The 22,058-nt window shown below is 40.5% G+C and carries 20 protein-coding genes, 1 tRNA gene and 1 pseudogene; 10 read left to right on the forward strand and 12 right to left on the reverse strand.

The features are described from left to right. The first annotated feature begins 6 nt into the window (after positions 1 to 6). On the forward strand, positions 7 to 846 hold the full coding sequence (locus tag ACHFIY_RS08450; RefSeq protein ID WP_410845642.1) for a DUF2911 domain-containing protein: 840 nt from the start codon (positions 7 to 9) through the stop codon (positions 844 to 846). Positions 847 to 885: 39 nt separating this feature from the next. On the opposite strand, the gene dapF is transcribed toward ACHFIY_RS08450, so the two are convergent. Further along, entirely contained in the window at positions 886 to 1,665 is a 780-nt protein-coding gene (gene dapF, locus ACHFIY_RS08455; protein WP_410845643.1) for a diaminopimelate epimerase, read from the reverse strand. 16 nt (positions 1,666 to 1,681) lie between these two features. Next, positions 1,682 to 2,554, reverse strand: a complete 873-nt coding sequence (locus ACHFIY_RS08460; RefSeq protein WP_410845644.1) for a nucleoside phosphorylase — start codon at positions 2,552 to 2,554, stop codon at positions 1,682 to 1,684. Positions 2,555 to 2,629: 75 nt separating this feature from the next. Between ACHFIY_RS08460 and ACHFIY_RS08465 the strand changes: the two genes are divergently transcribed. From ACHFIY_RS08465 to ACHFIY_RS08500, 8 genes are all read left to right on the forward strand, one after another. Beyond that, positions 2,630 to 2,700 (forward strand) — tRNA-Cys (locus ACHFIY_RS08465). Positions 2,701 to 2,834: 134 nt separating this feature from the next. Then, on the forward strand, positions 2,835 to 4,259 hold the full coding sequence (miaB, locus tag ACHFIY_RS08470) for a tRNA (N6-isopentenyl adenosine(37)-C2)-methylthiotransferase MiaB (protein WP_410845645.1): 1,425 nt from the start codon (positions 2,835 to 2,837) through the stop codon (positions 4,257 to 4,259). Positions 4,260 to 4,370: 111 nt separating this feature from the next. Beyond that, positions 4,371 to 5,654 carry a sigma-54 interaction domain-containing protein gene (locus tag ACHFIY_RS08475; protein ID WP_410845646.1) on the forward strand — a complete coding sequence of 428 codons (1,284 nt, stop codon included), beginning with the start codon at positions 4,371 to 4,373 and terminating at the stop codon, positions 5,652 to 5,654. A 123-nt stretch (positions 5,655 to 5,777) separates the two neighbouring features. After that, entirely contained in the window at positions 5,778 to 6,299 is a 522-nt protein-coding gene (lptE, locus tag ACHFIY_RS08480) for an LPS assembly lipoprotein LptE (protein ID WP_410845647.1), read from the forward strand. Between the two features lie 24 nt (positions 6,300 to 6,323). Beyond that, complete coding sequence (locus ACHFIY_RS08485) at positions 6,324 to 8,087, forward strand: DUF8458 domain-containing protein (protein WP_410845648.1); 1,764 nt, start codon at positions 6,324 to 6,326, stop codon at positions 8,085 to 8,087. Positions 8,088 to 8,092: 5 nt separating this feature from the next. Beyond that, a complete protein-coding gene (secG, locus tag ACHFIY_RS08490; protein WP_410845649.1) occupies positions 8,093 to 8,398 on the forward strand; it encodes a preprotein translocase subunit SecG in 306 nt (101 codons plus the stop codon). A 266-nt stretch (positions 8,399 to 8,664) separates the two neighbouring features. Then, positions 8,665 to 9,702: an endolytic transglycosylase MltG gene (mltG, locus tag ACHFIY_RS08495; RefSeq protein ID WP_410845650.1), complete on the forward strand. Its 1,038-nt coding sequence runs from the start codon at positions 8,665 to 8,667 to the stop codon at positions 9,700 to 9,702. Continuing rightward, positions 9,702 to 10,667, forward strand: a complete 966-nt coding sequence (locus tag ACHFIY_RS08500) for a YihY/virulence factor BrkB family protein (protein WP_410845651.1) — start codon at positions 9,702 to 9,704, stop codon at positions 10,665 to 10,667. Before mltG ends, ACHFIY_RS08500 begins: the two co-directional genes overlap by 1 nt. Here ACHFIY_RS08500 and eutC read toward each other — a convergent pair. The 10 genes and pseudogenes from eutC to ACHFIY_RS08550 form a co-directional block, all read right to left on the reverse strand. Further along, on the reverse strand, positions 10,650 to 11,435 hold the full coding sequence (gene eutC / locus ACHFIY_RS08505; RefSeq protein WP_410845652.1) for an ethanolamine ammonia-lyase subunit EutC: 786 nt from the start codon (positions 11,433 to 11,435) through the stop codon (positions 10,650 to 10,652). The two genes, ACHFIY_RS08500 and eutC, sit on opposite strands and share 18 nt — an antisense overlap. A 254-nt stretch (positions 11,436 to 11,689) precedes the next feature. Next, positions 11,690 to 12,631 carry an IS3 family transposase gene (locus ACHFIY_RS08510; protein WP_410845653.1) on the reverse strand — a complete coding sequence of 314 codons (942 nt, stop codon included), beginning with the start codon at positions 12,629 to 12,631 and terminating at the stop codon, positions 11,690 to 11,692. Between the two features lie 108 nt (positions 12,632 to 12,739). After that, complete coding sequence (locus ACHFIY_RS08515) at positions 12,740 to 12,868, reverse strand: hypothetical protein (RefSeq protein ID WP_410845654.1); 129 nt, start codon at positions 12,866 to 12,868, stop codon at positions 12,740 to 12,742. Between the two features lie 68 nt (positions 12,869 to 12,936). Continuing rightward, entirely contained in the window at positions 12,937 to 13,095 is a 159-nt protein-coding gene (locus ACHFIY_RS08520; RefSeq protein WP_410845655.1) for a hypothetical protein, read from the reverse strand. A gap of 861 nt (positions 13,096 to 13,956) precedes the next feature. Further along, positions 13,957 to 14,811, reverse strand: a complete 855-nt coding sequence (locus ACHFIY_RS08525) for a hypothetical protein (protein WP_410845656.1) — start codon at positions 14,809 to 14,811, stop codon at positions 13,957 to 13,959. 138 nt (positions 14,812 to 14,949) lie between these two features. After that, positions 14,950 to 15,882 carry an IS3 family transposase gene (locus ACHFIY_RS08530; RefSeq protein ID WP_410845662.1) on the reverse strand — a complete coding sequence of 311 codons (933 nt, stop codon included), beginning with the start codon at positions 15,880 to 15,882 and terminating at the stop codon, positions 14,950 to 14,952. Then, on the reverse strand, positions 15,825 to 16,010 hold the full coding sequence (locus ACHFIY_RS08535) for a hypothetical protein (protein WP_410845657.1): 186 nt from the start codon (positions 16,008 to 16,010) through the stop codon (positions 15,825 to 15,827). Before ACHFIY_RS08535 ends, ACHFIY_RS08530 begins: the two co-directional genes overlap by 58 nt. Before the next feature lie 1,337 nt (positions 16,011 to 17,347). Then, positions 17,348 to 18,202, reverse strand: a complete 855-nt coding sequence (locus ACHFIY_RS08540) for a hypothetical protein (RefSeq protein ID WP_410845658.1) — start codon at positions 18,200 to 18,202, stop codon at positions 17,348 to 17,350. Between the two features lie 371 nt (positions 18,203 to 18,573). Beyond that, positions 18,574 to 21,117 (reverse strand): NHL domain-containing protein, encoded by a 2,544-nt coding sequence (locus ACHFIY_RS08545; protein WP_410845659.1) that lies wholly within the window; start codon positions 21,115 to 21,117, stop codon positions 18,574 to 18,576. Positions 21,118 to 21,420: 303 nt separating this feature from the next. After that, positions 21,421 to 21,780 (reverse strand): annotated as a pseudogene (locus ACHFIY_RS08550) (DUF4184 family protein); the annotation flags it as partial. 80 nt (positions 21,781 to 21,860) lie between these two features. On the opposite strand from ACHFIY_RS08550, the gene ACHFIY_RS08555 reads away from it, so the two are divergent. Continuing rightward, positions 21,861 to 22,058: transposase (locus tag ACHFIY_RS08555; protein ID WP_410845660.1), on the forward strand; the 198-nt coding region annotated here is incomplete at its 3' end.

A 22,058-nucleotide genomic window follows, 5' to 3' on the forward strand; every position in this document is an offset into this window, starting at 1 on the left:
TTATACATGAAAAAGTTAGTTATCACTATTCTTACAATAACAGTATTTTCCCTTGTAAATACCCATGCCCAGATAACGCCGCAGCCCAGCTCTACACAAAGCATTGTGCAGGATTTTGGGCTTGGTAAAATAAACCTTGTTTACTCCCGTCCCAATGTAAAAGGTCGCAAGATATTTGGGGGCATGGAGCCTTATGGCAAAGTTTGGCGCACGGGTGCTAATGCTGCCACCATCATCACTTTTACTGATGACGTAACGATGGAAGGTAAAAATATACCAGCAGGCGAATATGGCCTGTTTAGCATACCGGGCGAAAACGAGTGGACAATCATCATTAGCAAAAAGCCTAAACAATGGGGTTCTTATGCGTATAAAGATGCCGATGATTATTTGCGTTTCAAAGTAAAAGCAGAGCATCTAGCAGCACTCACAGAAACAATGACCCTTGCCTTTACTGATGTTGCTACCACCACTTGTAACTTGCAAATGATGTGGGAACACAGCGGCTTCACTATCCACATGACTACTGATATTGATGCTAAAGTAATGGCACGGATAGATTCTGCCATGAACACTGCTAAAAAACCTTATTATGATGCGTTGGTATATTATTACAACAACAATAAAGACATGGATAAAGCATTGCTTTGGGCTACTGAACTGGAAAAAGACAAAAATTTCCCGCCATTTATTCCTAAGCTATGGAAAGCCCGTGTGTTATTGAAAAAAGGTGACAAAGCTGCCGCTATTGCCACAGCACAGGAAGGAGCAAAATTGGCTGCTGCCATGAAAACGGATGAATATGTACGCTTGAACAACGCAGTAATAGAGCAGGCAAAAAAGTAAAATATTTGCAATATAGGCGACAACCCGTCGATTTTATCCTCAATTTACATTCACCAATCCTTTAAAAACAAAGGTTGCAGGGCCGCAGAGCCAAATGTTTTCAAAAATACCTTCGCCTTTTTTGTCAAATTCAACGGCAAGTTTGCCGCCAGGGGTACTAACTTCAACACGGTTAAAGCCAAGGTCGTTGTGGGCAAATATCAATGCAGATGCCGTTACCCCAGTGCCGCAGCTAAGGGTCTCGTTTTCTACGCCCCGCTCGTAAGTGCGTACAATTATTTCATCCTCGTCTTTTATCTCTACAAAATTCACATTGATGCCTTCTGCTTTAAAGTCGTCGCTATACCTTATTTCATGCCCTTTTGCATACACATCCATGCTCATAACGTTCATTACTTGCTTTACAAAATGTGGGCTGCCCGTATTTAAAACATAGTCCCCTTCAACATTTTCTACCTTTTCAACGTCTTTCATTTTCAAGTGTACCCACCCATCGCTAAAAAAAGCTTCATGGGGACCATCAACGGCCAAGAAAACATATTTTTCTTTTTGTATGCCATTATCAAAAGCAAATTGGGTAAGGCACCTGCCGCCATTACCGCACATGCTGCTTTCGCGGCCGTCTGCATTGTAATACTTCATCTCAAAATCGTAGCCGTCTATCGTTTGCAGCAGCATTAGCCCATCAGCCCCAATGCCAAACTTGCGGTCGCACAAATCCTTTACCTGCTTGGTAGCAAGGGTTATGTCGCCACCCCTGTTGTCCATGATGATAAAATCGTTTCCTGTACCCTGGTATTTATAAAAAATTAATTCCATTTTCTTGTTTTTTTAATCAAATTCCTTCAATTATCTCCAATGACTTCTTTATTAAATTTTCCACAGCCAATCCGCCATCCTTGCTGAATTGCTTGCTTACCCTGTTGGCCACGATGGCGTTTAAGCTTAGGCAATGATGCCCTAAAACTTTGCTCATGCCGTACAAGGCACTTGTTTCCATTTCAAAATTACTGATGAACTTGTTGCCAAACCTAAAACTGGTTAAATGGTCAATCAAGGTAGGGTTTGCCAGCCCCATGCGCAATACCCTGCCTTGTGGCCCATAAAAACCTGGGCAGGTAACAGTGATGCCATGGTTGTAGCCATCAACAAAGTTTTTTAGCAATGCAGCACTAGCAGTAACCATGTATGGAGTAATAGTGCCGGTCAATTGTGTATGGTTGATAAAATGGTGGCATAGCTGCTGCTCCTCGTCTGTATTTTCCATGCGGTAAAAGTGCATCAGGTTGTCTAGGCCAATACCGTGTGTGCCTGCCACAAAACTATCCACGGGTATCTCTGCCTGCAGAGAACCAGATGTGCCCAGCCTGATGATGTTCAATTGTGTAAGCACAGGCTTTATAGTACGGGTTTCCAAGTCAATATTTGCCAAGGCATCTATTTCGTTCAGCACTATGTCCACATTATCGGGCCCTATGCCTGTAGAAACAACAGTTATCCTTTTTTTGCCTATAAAACCTGTATGCGATACAAACTCACGGTGCTGCTGCCTTACTTCTACGGTGTCAAAATGCTTGCTTACAACCTTTACCCGGTCTGGGTCGCCAACGGTAATAATGGTATCTGCCATTTCCTCTGGCCTCAAATCTATATGGTAAAGAGCCCCCCTGCTGTTGATAATTAACTCACTTTCTTCTATTCTTTGCATAAATTTTGTTTAGAATTCAAATTTATAGCTTCATCTTTCAATTTCTTCCTTTATTTTTGCAACTTATCAAAAAAAGGTTCTGTGGCCGAGTGGCTAGGCAGAGCTCTGCAAAAGCTCCTACAGCGGTTCGAATCCGCTCGGAACCTCTTAAAATTAGCAAAAGGTTGCCTCAAAAAGGCAGCCTTTTTTAGTGCTTATCCCTAACTATCTTCTTTAACTAATTAATCTGCCAAACTGTCATTATTTCCTTTATTTTTGCATCCTTAATTTTTTACAGTTGATGGAGTTATTAGAAATAGAAAGCAATATTCACAATAGTGCCAGGCAGGGCGAAGCTTATGCCCCGATAGGCAGTGAATTTTTCGGGTTCAAAAAATATTTTTACATAGAAAGTTATGGCTGTGCCATGAACTTTAGCGACACGGAAATTGTTGCCTCTATCCTGAATGCCAATGGGTACGGCGCCACTAAAAACTTAGAAGAAGCCGACCTGATTTTTGTAAATACCTGCTCTATCCGTGAAAAAGCAGAAGCCACTGTGCGTAAACGGCTTACGGAATTTAGGAAACTGAAAGAAGCCAACAAAGAGGTATTGGTTGGGGTGCTAGGCTGCATGGCAGAAAGGCTGAAAACTAAACTGCTGGAAGAAGAAAAACTTGTGGACATAGTTATTGGGCCCGACAGCTACCGCAGCCTGCCAGCATTGATAGAAATGGCTGAAAGTGGCCAAAAAGCAGTGAACGTGCTGCTAAGCCGGGAAGAAACATACGCTGATATTTCGCCAGTAAGGCTGGATAGTAATGGCGTAAGTGCCTTTGTTTCTATCATGCGGGGCTGCAACAATATGTGCAGTTTTTGCGTTGTGCCTTTTACAAGGGGCAGGGAGCGAAGCAGGGATACTTTTTCCATTATTGCCGAGGCAACCAATTTGTTCAGCAAAGGCTACAAAGAAATAACCCTGCTTGGGCAAAACGTGGATAGCTACTATTGGTACGACGATGCAAAAGCCTATGCTGTAACTTTTGCCGATTTGTTGGAAAAAGTAGCATTGATAAACCCAGAATTGCGCATCCGTTTCAGCACTTCGCACCCTAAAGACATTACAGACGATGTATTGTTGGTAATGCGTAAGTATGAAAATGTGTGCAAGCACATCCACCTGCCATTGCAAAGTGGCAGCACCCGTGTACTGCAACTGATGAACAGGACGTACACAAGGGAATGGTATTTGGCCAAGGTGGACAGGATAAGGGAATTATTGCCAGAATGCACCATCACGGCAGATATTATTACCGGGTTTTGTACCGAAACAGAGGAAGACCATCAGGATACTTTGTCTGCCATGGAACACTCCGGCTACGAAATGAGCTATATGTATTTCTATAGCGAGAGGCCTGGCACTTTGGCCGCCAAACGCTTTGAAGACGATGTGCCTTTGGACGTAAAAAAACGCCGTTTGCAGGAAATAGTAGACATGCAGGGCAAATTATCTACCCAGGGCAATTTGAACGATATTGGAAAAACCTTCAAGGTACTTTTGGAAGGCAATAGCAAAAAAAGTGAGTTTGACTGGACAGGCAGGACTGAGCAAAACAAATCAGTGGTATTCCCCAAAAATGAAACCCCTTTTAAAAAAGGCGATTATGTATGGGTAAAAATAAAAGATTGCACGAGGGCTACGTTGCTTGGGGAAATAGTTGTTTAATTATGAATTATGATTCGATTTTTTATTTGCAGATGATGAATATGAATATGGGATAGAAGATTTAAAAGTAATTGACAAAAAATTGAAATATACCTTAGAATTGGAATAAAGATGGATTTACAAAGTATAAAAAATAGGTTTGGCATTATTGGCAACTCGCCTGCACTGAACCATGCGCTCAATACAGCGGTGCAAGTTGCTGCCACAGATTTAACGGTATTGATAGTAGGGGAGAGCGGGGTAGGTAAGGAAGTTATTTCGCAGATAATACACTCTACGTCTTCCCGCAAGCACAATGCTTTTATAGCCCTGAACTGTGGTGCCATACCAGAAGGCACGATAGACAGTGAATTGTTTGGCCATGAGAAAGGGGCGTTTACTGGTGCCGTGGATAGCCGTAAAGGCTATTTTGAAACGGTAAGCGGTGGTACTATCTTTCTGGATGAAATAGGGGAGATGCCGCTAGGCACACAAGCACGTTTGCTGCGTGTACTGGAGACGGGTGAATTCATACGGGTGGGTTCTTCTAAAGTTCAAAAAACAGATGTACGTGTAATAGCGGCCACCAACAGGGAATTGTTGGAATTTGCTGAAAAAGGAAAATTCCGCCAGGATTTGTATTATAGGCTTAGCACCGTGCCTATCCGTGTGCCAGCTTTGCGAGACAGGCAGGAAGATATTATTTTACTGTTCAGGAAGTTTGTGGTGGACTTTGCGGAGCGATATAAAACAACCCCTGTTCAACTGGACGATAGTGCAAGGGCATTGCTTGTTAATTACCCCTTCCCCGGTAATGTGCGTGAGCTAAAAAACCTTGCCGAGCAAATATCTGTGTTGAGTACCAGCAACATGCTTACCGAGCCAGCGCTCAGGAAGTTTTTGCCCGAGAAGATTGTAAGCAGGATGCCGATGCTGGCCAGCGATGCTGCCCCGCAAGGCGAATTTGCCAATGAGCGGGAGATACTGTACAAATTGTTTTTCGATATGAAAAAGGATGTAACCGAGCTGAAAAAGATGTTTTTGGAAATACTCCAGAACCCATCGTTGGCAGGCTCTGCAGCCGACTTTACCAAAGAAAGCCTGATGGGCGATTTCCACCCCAATGGCAATAATGACATGCAGCAACCTACTTATGCCCAGCCCAAGGCACAGCCAGTGATGCACCATCCTGGTTACATACCTTCATCGCTTAGCCAGCCAGTTTTGCTGCACGAGGACGATATACAGCACGAGGAAATAGAAGAATCGCTGAACATAATGGTGATTGAAAAAGAATTGATTATTAAAGCACTGAAAAAGCACAAAGGCAAAAGGAAAGATGCCAGTATTGATTTAGGCATAAGCGAAAGGACATTGTATAGGAAATTGAAAGAATACGATATTGACGACCTTTAATTAAGTGATAATTTACAATTGATAATTGATGATTTTTATCACGGATGTAATTAAGCATATAAAATTATCAACTGTCAATTATCAACTATCAATTCTTAATTGTCAATTATCAATTGAACTTTTATGGCTAAAAAAGTAAGTATATATATAATTTCCTTAACTTTATCAATTTTAATTGTTATTAGTTCTGTTGGTTGTGGGGTTTATTCGTTTAAAGACGTGTCTATCGATTATGCAAAGATTAAAACCATAAAGATTGGTTTCTTTGAAAATAAAGCCCGGTACATCAACCCCCAACTAAGCCCTAAACTCACGGACAAGCTGCAACAAAAAATTGTAAGCCAAACGAAGTTGATTAGGACTAATAACGATGATGCAAATTTGCAGGTAAGCGGTTATGTTTCAGATTATTCTGTTACCACTGTTTCTATTTCGTCTACCCAGTCAACAGGAAACCGTCTTACTGTAGGCGTGCATTTGATAGTTAAAAATACAGTTGACAATAAGACGGATGAGTTTGATATTAGCCGCAGTTTCGATTTTTCTGCCAATTTATCCTTGCAACAAGCCGAGACATCCTTACTAACTGATATTGTTCAGCAGGTAACGGATGAAATTTTTAATCATATATTTTCAAATTGGTAACAAAGTTGTATTCTTATTTGTAACATGGCAGCAGAACAAATTTTACATTATATCACAGGCGGCAAGCAACTGGCAGGCACAAACGTTGACGATATTTCGGCAATTGTAAAAGAGTACCCTTATTTTTCACCTGCCCAGTTTGTGTTGGCACTAAAGCAAAAGCAAGACAATAGCTACAACTACCAGTACCAACTGCAAAAAGTGTCGCTGTATTTTAGCAACCAGCTTTGGCTCAATTACCAATTGAGCGAAAGGGAAGTAGATTCCCCACTGTTAAGTGAGGAAGATGTAGTAACAAAAGAGTTGAAACCTATTGTAGAAGAAGATATTTACCCAATTTCCCTGCTTGGATCCAATGCTTACCCCGCACCCATTGACCATACGCAACTAGGTGTGGAGAATAATACGCACTTGCCTGTTTACGGTTATGACGGAGATGCCAGTGTATCACGGAATGAAGGCGTAGCTTCAAATAGTAAAATTGAGATACCCACACTGGAAGCTGTAAGGCAAATGCTGGATAGCAGGGGGCTTGGAGCTCAGCCTATTGCTAAGGAAGAAAACAGTATCTTAAATGAGCCAATTGCCATTGTTTTACCAAAAGTAGAAAAGGCCTCCTTGCCGGAAAAGCCATTTGTTGAAAATAAGCAGCAAGAAATAAAAGAGGATATTTATGAAGCAGTAAATAGTACTGCTCCTTCCATGGAGTTGCCAGCCATATTGCAGCATTCAGGCGATGTGGATGCATTGATTGTGAATGATGCATCTTCAATAGAAAGGCCTTCGTTGATAGATATTGCAGAAAGCAAGCTGCATGATGAGCCAGTTTCTGCAGCTTCGGAAAGCCAATCATTGATGGACATAGCAGAAAGCAAGTTGTACGATGAAATAGGCACGCCAGCACCTTCCAGGATTGATACTTCTTTTTTGGACGAGGCACTTAAAACGAAAAGAACAACAGCGGCCTCTATTTTAGCTGCATTTTCAGATGAAGCTTTCCCTGCCCCAAAAGAAGAAGAACCATCTATTTATGTTAGCAAGCCTAGACCAGAAGTACATGACATAGAAGACAAGCAGGAAACAACTAAACCTACGGAACAAACCCCTGTTATTGAGGCAACACCTAATATAGCCCCACAACCTATTGTAGAGCCGTTGCCAACAATAAAAGAAGATGAATTACCAAGGCACAATATACCTTCTTATTCTTTTAAAGGCTTTGAAGAAAAAAGAAGTGCGGGTGCTGATTTAAACGACACGGTATCTATTAGTGAAGCATATCAAAAAGAACATGAAAAAGAGGCTGAGGCAGACAATACAGAAGTGCCTGCAGAAGAATTCAATAGTAATTTGTCTTCCCTTATCTCCACCCAGATGGCTGACTTTAAAAAGCCAGTAGAAGAAAATGCTAAATTAGAATTTGAAAACGAGCGTTTGCACACGATAGATTATTTTGCTTCACTAGGCATTAAAATAGACTTGACAAAACAGCCACAGGACAAGCTGACTTTGCAAATGAGGCGTTTTACAGAGTGGTTGAAACAATTAAAAAAGACAGACCCTAACCCACAGGACTTGGGTACAGACCCAGAATTGGAAAAAGCAATTGAGAATATTGCCAGGACTTCTATTGAGGCAAAGGAAATTGTTACCGAAACAATGGCCGATGTTTTCATCAAACAAGGCAAAGTAAACAAGGCAATTCAGCTATATATCAAATTAAGTTTTTTAGATCCTGCTAAATCCACTTATTTTGCAAACAAGATTCAACAACTAAAAGGAATTTAATTTTTATGGTTTACTTATTTTTAATTTTAATCGTTATAGCCTGTGTAGGTTTAGGCTTTGTAGTATTGGTTCAAAACCCCAAGGGTGGCGGGCTTTCTGGTACTGTGGGCGGCCTAAACAATAATGTAATGGGCGTGAAACAAACAACCGATGTTTTGGAAAAAGGCACTTGGATGTTTGCTGGCATCATTGCAGTATTGGCACTTACCTCTACCTTGTTTTTAAAAGGTGGCGGCACTAGTGTAGATAATTCATTGCTGCAAAAGGTAAATACGACCAATTCGGCACCTGCATCGCCGCTTAAAAAATAGTTGGTTTATTACTACCTAGATATAATTTCACCATATAGGAATATAGGACACATAGGTTTAAGCGAATAAAAAAAAAAAGGAAACATAGTATTTACAGCATTTCCCTATTTATAAGGACTTTGGGGGCAAAAAATATAAAAGCCTATGTCTCCTTTTTTCTTTTTCTTGCCTATGTGTACGATGTGGTAAGTAATGACTTTTTTTTATTGTATTGCAGTCCCCGTTAAGCCAATAACCTTAACGGGGATTTTTATTTGTTTCTCGCCATGAAGAAAAAAATAGTAGCCTTTTTGTTTGCAGCCTTCGTATTGCTTGTTGCTGTGTTATACATTTTTTTCGCCCCAGCCACGGCATTTGACGAAAAAGCAAAGTCGTTTATAGTAGAGCCAGATAAAAACAACAAAGAAGATGTAGTGGCTTTGTTGAAAGAGAAATACATTATCAAAAATGGATGGGCATTTTCTTTGCTTGCCAGCCAGCTTGGTGTTTGGGACAAACTAAGGCCAGGCAAGTTTGAAGTAAGAAATGGCGATAACGTACTATCTATTGTGCGTATGCTTCGTCGCAACAGGCAAGTAGAAGTGAAGTTAGTTATCAATAAACTGCGTACAAACGAAGACTTGGCAAGGCTGATTGGTAAAAATTTTTCAACTGACTCTGCGGGGGTTATGCAATTTCTTACAAGCAATGATTCGCTGAAACCATTTTCTATAGATAGCAATACGGTAATGACTATTGTTGTGCCTAACACCTATGCTTTTTATTGGAGTACAGGGCTTGCTAAAATATTTACCCGTATAAAAAAGGCTAGCGACGATTTTTGGGGAAATGGGGGCAGGATGCAGAAAGCCACCACCATGGGTTTTACGTCAAAAGAAATATATACCATTGCATCTATAGTGGAGGAAGAAACCAACAAGGAAGAAGACAAAGGAAAAATTGCAAGCGTGTATATCAACCGTTTGCATAAAGGGATGAACCTAGGCGCAGACCCTACCATTAAATTTGCGTTGAAAGATTTTTTGTTGAAGCGGATTTTATTCCAGCACCTTACGGTGCTGTCGCCTTATAACACTTATAAAAATAAGGGACTGCCTCCGGGGCCTATTTGCACCCCTTCAACCAATACAATAGATGCAGTGCTAAATGCACCTGCAACGGATTATATATTTTTTGTGGCTAAGCCAGATTTTAGTGGGTATAGCAATTTTAGCAGCAATTTTGCGCAGCATAGCCAATATGCTAAGGAATACCAACAGGCTTTGAATGAATACTTATCAAAAAAACAGCAAACTGAAGAGTAGTGACAAAACTGGAAAGGATACTTTTTAGGCTGCCGCCCATCGCTTTCTTGATGCACCAAGCAAAAATAATGGCCTTTCCTGGCCTAGAGAGCATATCTATTTATGAGGTGGTTGTCTATTTCCAAAAGCAGGTAAAAAAAGTAGGCTTAATAGAGCGTGCCTCTGCCATTTCGTTCAACCTAATCATGGCGTTGCCCGCTGCTTTGCTGTTTTTGTTTTCTATTGTGCCCTACCTGCCCGATTCTGATGGTTTTGAAAACCAGATAATGGGGCTTTTTAAAGACATAACCCCCAACTCCAACACCTATACTTTTATCAAGAATATTTTGGAGGATTTGCTGCAGAAGCATGTTGGTGTATTTTCGTCGGGGTTTATATTGCTTATTTTTTATGCCTCCAATGCCATGATGGGCATTATACGCACTTTCGACAAGTCAATTCAGGAAAACAAAGCGTTTTTCATGCACAGGCGTTGGCGTGCCATCGTGCTTACTATGATACTTATTTTGCTTGTAATTGCATCAGCCACGTTATTGGTTGGGCAAGATAGGATGGGGGTTTTATTGAAGCAGTTATTCCACATGAAACGCAAAGCCAAGATACAAGGGTGGAATGTTATACGATGGGTTATTTTGGTTGTGTTTTTATTCTGTGGTATATCTTTTATTTACAAATTTGCCCCATCGGTAAAAAAGCGTTGGCCATTAGTTACAACAGGTTCGGTGATGGCGACTGTGCTCACATTGATAACAACCCTTTTTTTCAGCTACTGGGTCAATAACTTTGCCAGCTACAACAAGGTATATGGATCCATTGGCACCGTTATTATCATCATGTTATTGATATACTTAAATGCCCTTATCCTACTTATCGGGTTTGAACTGAACGTAAGTATTGTAAACCTGCTTGCGCAAAAAGGCAAAAGCACACATTTGAAATCGCCTTTTCTAAAAGAGGTTGCTTAATTCCCCAAAACTGCCAGACTCATCTTTCAACCCCACGCCGCTTAGTTTTAAACGTAAAGATTGCTTGATTAAGTACAATATTTTTTCTGCTGCAAATTGGTAGGGCAAACCCTCTGGTCGTATGTTGGAGATGCAGTTCCTGCTTTCGTCTGTCAACCCCACGGAAGGGTTGTAGGTAATATACGCCCCCATACTATTGGGCGATGAAAGGCCAGGACGTTCACCTATGAATATTATAGAGAGCTTGGCTTGCAACAAACTGCCTATTTCATCGGCAATAGCTACCCTTGCCTGCTCGACTATGCAAATGGGCGCAACAGAAAAATACTGGCTTTTTAAAACAGGTATAAGTATTTGTAGCAATGGCAGTGCATTTTCGTTGATGGCTGTGGCAGACAAGCCATCGGCTAATACGATAGCAATATCTGGATTGGTGGGGGACAGTTGCTTTAAAAGCTCATTTGAGGCTGCGTTTAATCTCCTGCCTAGGTCTGGCCCTTGTAAATACACCTGCCTGTTTGCGCATTGGCAATGCAATTGAAGTACGGGCAACCTAAGGGCCTGCAATGAGGTAGCAAGATTGTCCAATGCCAAGCCTGAATAAACAGCGTCCCTAGCATGGGCATGTGCCAGCCTGAACTGCAAGTTTTCTTGTAGTGGAATAGATACGCCCGCCCTACCCAAAGCAATCCTTGCTTGTGTAAATGACTGTAGCTTGGTCCAAGGATCTTCCTGAATAATTGATTGCTGTAATTTATCTAAGGGCATAATCTTTTAATACAACCTAAAGATACTTAGTAAATGCTTTAGTAGTGCTGTAAAAAAAGTTCTTCTAATCTCTTTCATTTTTAAAAAGCTATTTAACCACATTAGCACAAATATTTAAACAATGAAGGCCGGAACCAATCCAAGTTGTAAAAATTTTTTGCAATAAATATTGCAACCTTGTTAAAGGAAACTTCCCCAGTGCCGCTATGATTGTTTTTGGTTTTGTATTTCTTGTTGGCCGCTTTTGTATTAAACTATTTATTAGCACTTACCCGCCAGATAACATTGCTTGCATCATCTGTTACCAGCATAGATCCATTGTCTTTTCCTGAAATACGTTGACCATTTTTTGTTATGAAAAACGTGTTATTCAAATGTACTGTTGCCTTTTTTGTATAAGACTTGTATTTGTGTTCTTGCTTTGCGTGGGCATAATTTGGCGCCTGCATTTCTAGCGAGCAATGCCTTCTTTCGCCATTGTAAATCTGCACAGCTTCCTTCAGCATCTTGTTTGCAGTTGCCAAGTCTGGGATTGTTTTTATCAACCCAAATTCGTATTTCAATGTCTCGTTTATCCGCTCGGCGAGAGCGTTTTCATAAGGGTCGTATTTCTCGGTGGTGCTCATCACCATCCCTCTTTTTGCTGCAAACTCCACATAATCGGGGCAGCAAAATTGGATGCCCCTGTCGCTGTGGTGGATAATGGCTTGGTGCGTGGTTTGCCTGTTTTTCACAGCCATTCCCAGTGCCTCTTTTACTAGCCCGACCCTCATGTTGTCGTCCAAGCAAAAGCCCATTACCTTTTTTGAGTACAGGTCGGTTACCAAGGCTAAGTAGGCATGCCTGCCCTCCAGCTTGTTGTAGGTAATATCCGTTACCAAAACCTGCTCTGAATGTGTGACAGCAAGGGTTTTGACGAAGTTGGGCGACTTCCTGTAATGGTGGTTGGAGTCGGTAATAACAAAGTACCTCTTAGTCCTTGGCACTAGCAGTTGGTGATCCTTGCAGAAGGCCATGAACCCATCCCTGCCCATTTTTATCTTGTTTTCCCACAGCTGGCCTTGTATGTCGATGTGCAGTTTCTTGCTGCCGTAGCGGGGCATCTTTTTGCGTATCGGTTCTCTCAGTTTCTTGATGGTAACAGTGTCTACTGGGTACGCTACCCGACTTGTTTTGTCAAATGTAGGGTCAAGCAATGTGGGTCAACAGGTTTTTTCCTTTAGTGGTGAGTCAAGCCATTTGGCTATAAATTGTCAACCGTGGTGTGTGTCTATTTGGTACGCTAACCGACCTGTTTGTCCCACTTAAACCTTGTAAAGCGTCCCCAAAAAGTGACCGATAACGAGTACGGGCTTGGCGAAGGTGGGGGCATAGCGCTGGGTCAGCCTGGAACCTAAGCCCAATAATTGCAATATTGCTGATGTTTTTTTCATAAGCCAAATTTATAACGTCACGCTTGAACAGAAGCTAAATAAAAAACAAAAAGATGAAATTTGTTCCGTCACGCCTTGCTTGCGGCAATACCCATGTTATCGGCCGTTTTGTCTATGCAGGGTGTGCCATCCTTTGTTTTGTCGAACCCAGCCTGTGTCGACCTGTGAACGAATTTTGTCAACCAATAGCCTGTGTCCAGCTGCGAACGACCTTTGTCAAGCCACAAAGTTTATGAAAAAGTAAAACTTTTTGAAAGACCAAAGCCTGCCGCAGGCCTCTTTTTGTGTTCTTTTCAGGGTTGTTTTTTTAATTTTCAATTTTTTCAGATTGTTTGTTTGATGTAACTCATTGATATACAGTTGTTTTATTCATTAGTGACGAAGGTTTTACAGTGAATTAATGGTGATTTATTGTGGATTTAATGATGATTTATTGTGTATCAATGTGTATTTATCGTGTATCAATGATGATTTATGATGTATTAAAAGTGATTCATTTTAGGTTGCCAAGTCCCCCTGTTGATAAAACGCTGTAAATTAGTCTACCGTCAGGGATAGTCCAAAAGTAAAATCCTATATGGGGGCATATTTCCCCCATGAGCATCCCAAAATTCCCCCATATAGGTTGGAAACATAACGACGGAGGAGGCTTTGTCAAGCCGCAAGCTGAGTCAACCTGTGGACGATTTTTATTTCCCAAAGTGCCTGGTCAGGTTGTGACCGCAGGTTTTGCCAAGTTGCCTTTGTCTGCTGTTTGGGATTTTGCAACCAGTTTTGCTGTATCCTACTTCCCTGTCTTATAAAGTATAAATATGTTTTGTTTGTCGCTGATTGTTACAAAAGTAGGCTGCGAAAATGACCGATAACGAGTCGGTATTTGGGATGTGGCTGAAAATAGCGCTGGGTCAGCCGATAACTAAAGCCAAATACATGCTCCTAAAGCCCAAATATATAACCTACTGCCTAATATTGTTGGGTCTGCTGGAACAAAAGTTTAAAGAAGGACTAAAAGCCGAGTGTGTTCCGTCAGGCCAGCCATATAGCAAATACGGATGTTGCCTGCAGTAATATTTATCAATTCCAATCTTCTAAATGTCAATATTAAAGACACTTTTTAGAGTTTCTGTTGCTTTTATATTTTTGCCTTGAATTATAATATTTTCTTGTTTGTCCTTTAATTCTACAAGTCCAAACCAAATTAAAAACCTATCAAAAGTTCTCACAGAATAGCAACGTTCAAATTGATTTTCAACTGAGCTGTAGCTTTCTTGTGTAAAGTGTTTTAGCAAGTCTGGCAAAGCTGTTAAATATTTTTTTGAATAGAAACTGTCAAGCTGATAGTCTTTTCCAAATTTTCCTAAAAGGTATATTGTAAAAGTCCAACCAAACTGACCAATAGGTTTTTGAGGATAACCATCATTAAAGCCCCAATTAAACTTGTCTGCAAAAGTTGAAAAAAATAATCTAAAAAAGTCTTGTCTGTTTTCTTGCTTTAAGAAAGTAGTCCCTTTTTTAGTTAGTGTTAGTTTCCCATTTGCCTTTTTTGTGATTCCTGCAATTTCTGTAACAAGTCTCATACTTAAAATTGAAATACAATCTTGCTCTCTCATCAATTTTGTAATTCCACTCTCAATAACGTAATCATAAATATATTTCTTGTCATAGAGTTCAACTATCACTTTTCTTGGTAATGCTCCTAATGGTGTTAGTTTTATAAACTTTTCTCTTTCAATAATTTTAATAAAGTCTTCTGCTACTCTAAATAATGAAACTTGGTCTAATGTGTTATTGCTAATATTTTTTTGAAAATGCACAGGTGAATTTTCAGAGTAATTGTCATAAATAATATGATAAAAATTTGTTGGCGACAAGTCTTCAAAGTCTGCAACTGGTGAGTTGTTTCTTAACAAAACTTCTGTCTCAATTTGTTTGTAAAAGTCCATTAATTATGAGTTTCTGTCTTGTCCTGAAATACGTTGACCATTTTTTGTTATGAAAATCGTGTTTATCAAATGTACTATTGCATCAGGAATATTGATAAGTTTTTTTTTAATTTAACCCTTCGGTTAAAAAAAAACTTATCAACATTCCTGATGTTGCCCTTCGGTCAACCTTGCCTTTTTTGCATAAGACTTGTATTTGTGTTCTTGCCTTGTGTGGGCATAATTTGGCGTCTGCATCCCTAGCGAGCAATGCCTCCTTTCATTGTTGTAAATCTGCACGGCTTCCTTCAACATCTTGTTTGCAGTTGCCAAATCTGGGATTGTTTTTATCAACCCAAATTCATATTTCAATGTCTCGTTTATCCGCTCGGCAACTGCGTTTTCATAAGGGTCGTATTTCTCGGTGGTGCTCATCACCATCCCTTTTTTACCTGCAAATTCCACATAATCCGGGCAGCAATACTGGATGCCCCTGTCGCTATGGTGGATGATGGTTTGGTGCGTGGTTTGCCTTTTTTTTACAGCCATTTCCAGTGCCTCTTTTACTAGCCCGACCCTCATGTTGTCGTCCAAGCAAAAGCCCATTACCTTTTTTGAGTACAGGTCGGTGACCAAGGCCAAGTAGGCGTGCCTGCCCTCCAGGTTGATGTAAGTAATGTCAGTTACCCAAACTTGCTCTGAATGAGTGACAGCAAGGGTTTTGACGAGGTTTGGCGACTTCCTGTAATGGTGGTTGGAGTCGGTAGTGACAAAGTATCTTTTGGTCCTTGGCATTAGCAGCTGGTGGTCCTTACAGAAGGCGATGAAGCCGTCCTTGCCCATTTTTATCTTGTTTTCCCGTAGCTGGCCTTGTATGTCGAGGTGCAGTTTCTTGGTGCCGTAGCGGGGCATCTTTTTGCGTATCGGTTCTATCAATTTCTTGATGGTAACGGCCTGTTCTTCCTTCACTTTTTGTATTTTAAGTTTTTGATAATAAGCTTGCTTGCTAAGCCCGAAACATTCGTACAGCCATTTTATTTTGTAAGCTTTTTTTTCTTCCTGGCTATCTCGTTTGCTAATGTTTCGGGCAATAACTTTTTTGAAAGTTCCTTGCCTGTTACCTTCTCAAAATCCACTATGATGTCTTGTTGTACCTCCTTGATAAACTCTAGTTCCTTTATCCTTTCCTTGAGTTTTTTGTTTTCCTGCTGGATGCTCATGCCTGTTTTATTTTGTTCAAAGGAACACAATTTTTGCATCCAATAGTTGATGGTGCTGCGGGATATACCGTACTTTTTTGAGGCAAAATTGACAGAGATAAGCCCGTTTTTGATTTCGTCAATGACGGAAAGTTTCAGGGTGAAACTGCATTTTTGCTGCCCCTTTTTTGGACAGCCTTCTTGTTTCTTGTAAGCAATACTGTTGCTAAAAGTGTTTAAGTTTTAGTCAACCTATTTTAGGACGTGACAATTTGTCAAATTGCTACCAACGAATCGGTATTTGCGCATGTGGCTGAAAATAGCGCTAGGTCAGCCGATAACAAAAGCCAAATACCTGCTCCTAAAGTTCAAATATATAACCTACTGCCCAATATTGTTGGGTCTGCCAGAACAAAAGTTTAAAGAAGAACCAAAAGCCGAGTTTCTTCCGTCAAGCCAGCCATATCGCAAATACGGATGTTGTGTGTTGCTTCCTTTCGCTTCTGTCCATCCGCTTTGGGTCGAGCTGCTATCAGGTCGGCGGCTACGGATTGTCGCCACAAACCTTTTCAACACTGTGATACTGCCCGACTTTTCCCTTGTTGCTTTGAACCGTGGTCATTTTGTAGATTGCGGTTTGTCGCCATCGACCTTTTCAAACCTGTGATGCTGCCCGACTTTTCCCTTGTTGCTTTGAACCGTGGTCATTTTGTAGATTGCGGTTTGTCGCCACCAACCTTTTCAAACCTGTAATACTGCCCGACTTTTCACTCTTGCTTTGAACCTTGGTCTTTTTGTCGGGTTTGTTTTGCTGAGTTCGTATTGTCAACACCAACTTTTTAGACCCAAGTAATGCTGCCCGACTTTTCTCTTTTTGTTTTGAACCGTGGTCATTTTGTCGAGTTCATATTGTCAACACCAACCTTTTTCGACCCTAGTAACGCTGCCCGTCCTTACCCTTGTTTTCTTAAACCGTGGTCATTTTGTAGGGTTCACATTGTCAACGCCAAACCTTTCCGACATTAGTTATTCTGCCCATCTTTTCCCTTGTCGTTTTGAACCATGGTCATTTTATCGGGTTTGCATTGTCACCACCAACCTTTTCGACTTTAGTGGAGCTGCCTAACTCCCTTTTTTGCCAGTTTAGGGTTCGTCGGAAGTAACACACAACGAGTCGGTATTTGGGATGTGGCTGAAAATAGCGCTGGGTCAGCCGATAACTAAAGCCAAATACCTACTCTAAAGTTCAAATATATAACCTACTTCCCAATATTGTTGGGTCTGCCGGAACAAAAGCTAAAAGTCGAGTGAGTTCCGTCAAGCCAGCCATATCGTAAATACGGATGTTGTGTGCCGTATCATTTATTCTCATAGAGTCTTTTCAACAATTCTGCTATTTGCTTGTCTTTTTCAGTCAATGCTTGGTCTTTTTCGCTCAATGCCTTGTCTTTTTCTTTCAATGCTTTTATAAACGCTTTTTTCTCGTTTTCAAACATGGCATTTACAGTCCTCCAGGCTTCTTGCTCTGTTTCAATTTTCTTTTTTTCTTCTGGGTTAGTGCCTGCATGATGTAAAATATCCGTCATAATCCGCACTTCTTCCAAGTCTGCTGCATGGTCAAATTCCTTGATTATTTTTTTGTCGTCCACGAAGTTTGCCTGCTCAAAAACGCTTAGCAATTTGTCTAAGCGGGTTTGGTACCTGTCCGTAATCCGCTCCACCTGCACCACATAGCTGTCGTGGGTCAGGCTCTCTACAAATTCGCTTTTGGTTTCAAGCATTGTCTTGTTTATCAAGTCTTTGTACTTGCGTTCTACTTTTATACAGGGGGTTTCTATTTCAGGCAATTTGAAACCAAGGATATAAATGGTGGTTATTGGCAGCACCACTTTTTCATCGTTCACTGTGTCTTCCTTTTTGTATTGCTCTGCCAAGTAGTTCCTGAAACGCATCAAATCGATTTGATTTTTAGCCTTTTGTATTTCTATAAGTACTTTTTTATACTCGCCTGTGGCTGTTTTAATGGTTGCTATAAAGTCTAGCCTGTAAACGGCAAGACCCGCAAGCTCGTCTGTGTAGGTAAACTCTTGAGGCTTCACTTCAACAGATTCAATCGTTTCCTCCAATAGTGTCCCTATAAAGAATTTTGCAACCCGCTCGTTCTCCATCAGCCTTTTGAAAACTACATCATATATAGGATTTGCAATTACCATTTTTGTCTTTTTAATGTTGCAAATGTACAAATTTTCAGTTGCCCCTCCTAATGTTGATGCTTGTTGAGGTGGTCGCCAGATATGGCACACAACGAGTCGGTATTTGGGATGTGGCTGAAAATAGCACTGGGTCAGCCGATAACAAAAGCCAAATACCTGCTCCTAAAGTTCAAATATATAACCTACTGCCCAATATTGTATGGTCAGCCGGAACAAAAGCTAAAAAAAGAACTAAAAGCCGAGTATGTTCCGTCAAGCCAGCCATATCGCAAATACGGATGTTGTGTGCATACCCACCACTAGCAGGGTGTGTCTAGCAGTGAAGAAAGAAGTGCAGCTGTTGTCAAGCTGGCTGCACTTCTATAAAAGTCCTATTTGTTTATCAACAGCTTTTCATTGTAGCTGCCCGTGGCTGTTTTTACTTTTATCACATAAACACCGTTTGTCAAGGTTTGGGTGTTTAGTTTGTAAGAGTTTGTCCCACTAAGCGATTGTGTAATGACTGCCTTGCCTGTAATGTCATAAACTGCAATCGTTGCTTTGTCCACCGTTTTGCTGAAACTGATAGTTGCAAAGTCTCTGGCAGGGTTAGGGATAATAGAGAAAGATTGGTTGTCGCCAAAGTTTATGCTTACCACTTTGCTATAACTACTGCTGCCGTCTTTGTCCATGCTTTGCAAGCGGTAGTAGTTTGTGCCAATAGTAGGGGTGTAGTCAATAAACTCATAACTGTTTGCACCGCTGCCTGTTGCTTTTACTGACCCTATGTTATTAAATTCAATCCCGTTTTCGCTATGACTGATTATGAAGTTTGAAGTATTAAGCTCTGTTGCTGTTTGCCATTTGATTATTATACTCTCATTAAATAATGTTGCGTCAAAGGTTATAAATGTTACAGGTAATGGATTAAAGGTTACTTTGCGAATACGATTATTTATCGCATCAGAAATATGTATATTGCCATTTGCATCTACCGCTATCCCATTAGGTGAGTTCAATTGTGCAGATGTGGCTAAGCCCCCATCACCACTATACCCGCTTTCGCCTGAGGATAAATATATAGCTCCATTACCCGCTACTGTACTAATAATTCCATTTGCAGAAATTTTACGGACTCTATTATTGCATCCATCAACTATATAAAGATTATTGGATGCATCGATAGCAATGCTGTTAGGCAAACACAATATTGCTTTCGTTGCTAGTCCGCCATCTCCAGCAAATCCATTTTGACCATTACCTGCAATAGAAGTAATTATGCCATTAGTAGAAACCTTTCTAACCCGATTACCATCGACAATGTAAAGATTTCCAGTTCTATCTATCGCAATACCTTTAGGTGAATTCAATTCTGCAACTGTTGCTGAGCCACCATCCCCACTAAATCCACTTATCCCTGTTCCAACAACTGTGCTAATAATACCAGTTATATCAACTTTTCGGATTCGATAATTACCTCCATCAGAAAAATACATGTTACCATATGCATCAAAAGCTATGCTAGATATACCAAATAATTGGGCTTTTATTGCTGGCCCCCCATCTCCACTAAAACCAAAAGAACTTACGCCTGCGATAATACTAATTGTACCATCTGGTGTTATTTTATTTATTAAATTATCATTACCAATAAATACATTTCCAGCCTTATCTGTTGCCAGAGCATCATTTCCCTGGTTTAAGATTTGGTCGGATGCATGTCCATTTCCTATAATTGTAGAGATTATGCCATTTGTAGTAATTTTTCGAACACAATAATTCCAACTATCATATATATATTCATTCCCTTTTGTATCAAAAGTTACGGCAGATGGCCTGCTTAATTCAGCTGTAGTTGCAGCTCTGCCATCACCACTAAATTTAAATGTTCCATCTCCTGCTATAGTACTAACAATTCCATTTATATTTACTTTACGTATTCGGTAATTGTCATTATCTGCAATATATAAACTGCCAAATTTATCAACTGCTATGCCATTTGGTTCAGAAAAAAGGGCTAAAGTTGCTGCATTCCCATCTCCACCAAATCCTCTGGTACTATTTCCCGCTACAGTACTAATTATGCCAGTTTTATTTACTTTACGTATTCTGTTATCCCCAAAATCCGCAATATATAAATTACCAAGGGTGTCAACCGCAACACCTAATGGTTCACTAAGTTCTGCAGAAGTTGCTTGACCACCATCACCACTATATCCAGTAGTTCCATTGCCTGCTACAGTGGAGATTATTCCATTTACATCAACCTTTCGAATACGATGGTTAAATAAATCCGCAATATATAAATTACCTATTGCGTCAACCGTGATACCTGATGGAGTATACAATTGTGCAGATACTGCTAACCCACCATCACCGCTATACCCAGAACTAGCGTTACCAGCTACTGTGCTAATAATACCACTGACAGATATTTTCCTTACTACGTTTACTTGCCCATCCACAATGTATAGATTGCCCTGCTTATCCAATGCCAATCCTTTAGGATCATAAAGTTTTGCAGAAGTTGCTTGTCCCCCATCACCACTATATCCAGCATTTCCATTGCCCGCTACAGTAGAGATTATTCCATTTACATCAACTTTGCGAATACAGTTATTGCCTCTATCAGATATATAAACATTTCCAATTGCATCCACTGCTACACTATTAGGTAACCTTAATCGCGCAGAAGTTGCAGCATATCCATTCCCTGAATATCCTTTAAGATTACATCCTGCTATCTTAGTTAGTTTATTAGTTAGATAATTTACCTTGTATACATCTGCATCAGAACAATAATAATAGTTTCCCTTGCTATCAATAGCAACATTAGGAAAACCTATTGCGACATCGGTAGCAGCTAATCCGGAAAGATTGTCAGTGCCGGCAACAGTAGAAATAATTTGTGCGCGAACGGTTGTTGCAAACATCATTGCAATTGCAATAAAAAAAAAGGAAGTATGTTTTCATAATTGTTCAAAATTTATACTAATTTTTTTTTTAACCCTCACAAGTTCATCGCACGGGTTGCACACAACGAGTCGGTATTTGGGATGTGGCTGAAAATAGCGCTGGGTCAGCCGATAACAAAAGCCAAATACCTGCTCTCAAAGTTCAAATATATAACCTAGTGCTCAATATTGTACGGTCAGCCGGAACAAAAGTTCAAAGAAGGGCTAAAAGCCGAGTGAGTTCCGTCAAGCCAGCCATATCGCAAATACGGATGTTGCCTGCCGTTATATTTTAAGGTTTGTCAAAGTGGGTGTAAGCGTTAAGGCAATTGCAATTGCGCTAACACTTGTCCCAATGAGTTGTCCCAAAAAGTTTTTGTCGATTCCGAAAGCAAGTCTAAGTCCAACTATTGCAAATATTATTGTGAAATTCGTTACCCAATATCTTATATTAATTGCGTGTCCGGTCAAAACAGTTGTTGGTAAATGGAAAAATGATAAAGCAATAAAAAGTCCGCCAACTAAAGAACTCAAATGTTGGAGTAGTTTATAAATTGCTATCGCGTGTCCTCCAATTTTAAAAGTGTCTCGCAATGGTGGGAAAGCCTGGACAGAATAGCCGTGCATATGAGTAAAACTGTCCCAAAATAAATGAGATGTCTATAGTACTCCCCTTAAATCGGACAGCTAGTTAAGATATATTTTTAACAGCAAAACCGAGTATTATGTCATTATCAGAGAGGAGGAAATTCAAGGCGTCATCTAAGGCAAAAGTAGCCATTGAAGCCATAAAAGAGCAAAAAACATTTGAGGAAATCTGCAAGATCCACGAGGTACACCCCACGCAGGTGAACCTATGGAAAAAAGAGTTCTTGGCTAATGCCTCACAGTTGTTCGAGCCTAGTGCAAAGACAGCCACGGAC

Origin of the sequence: Parasediminibacterium schistidii (assembly GCF_046546515.1) — a bacterium.
In the GTDB taxonomy this organism is placed as follows: Bacteria; Bacteroidota; Bacteroidia; order Chitinophagales; family Chitinophagaceae; genus Parasediminibacterium.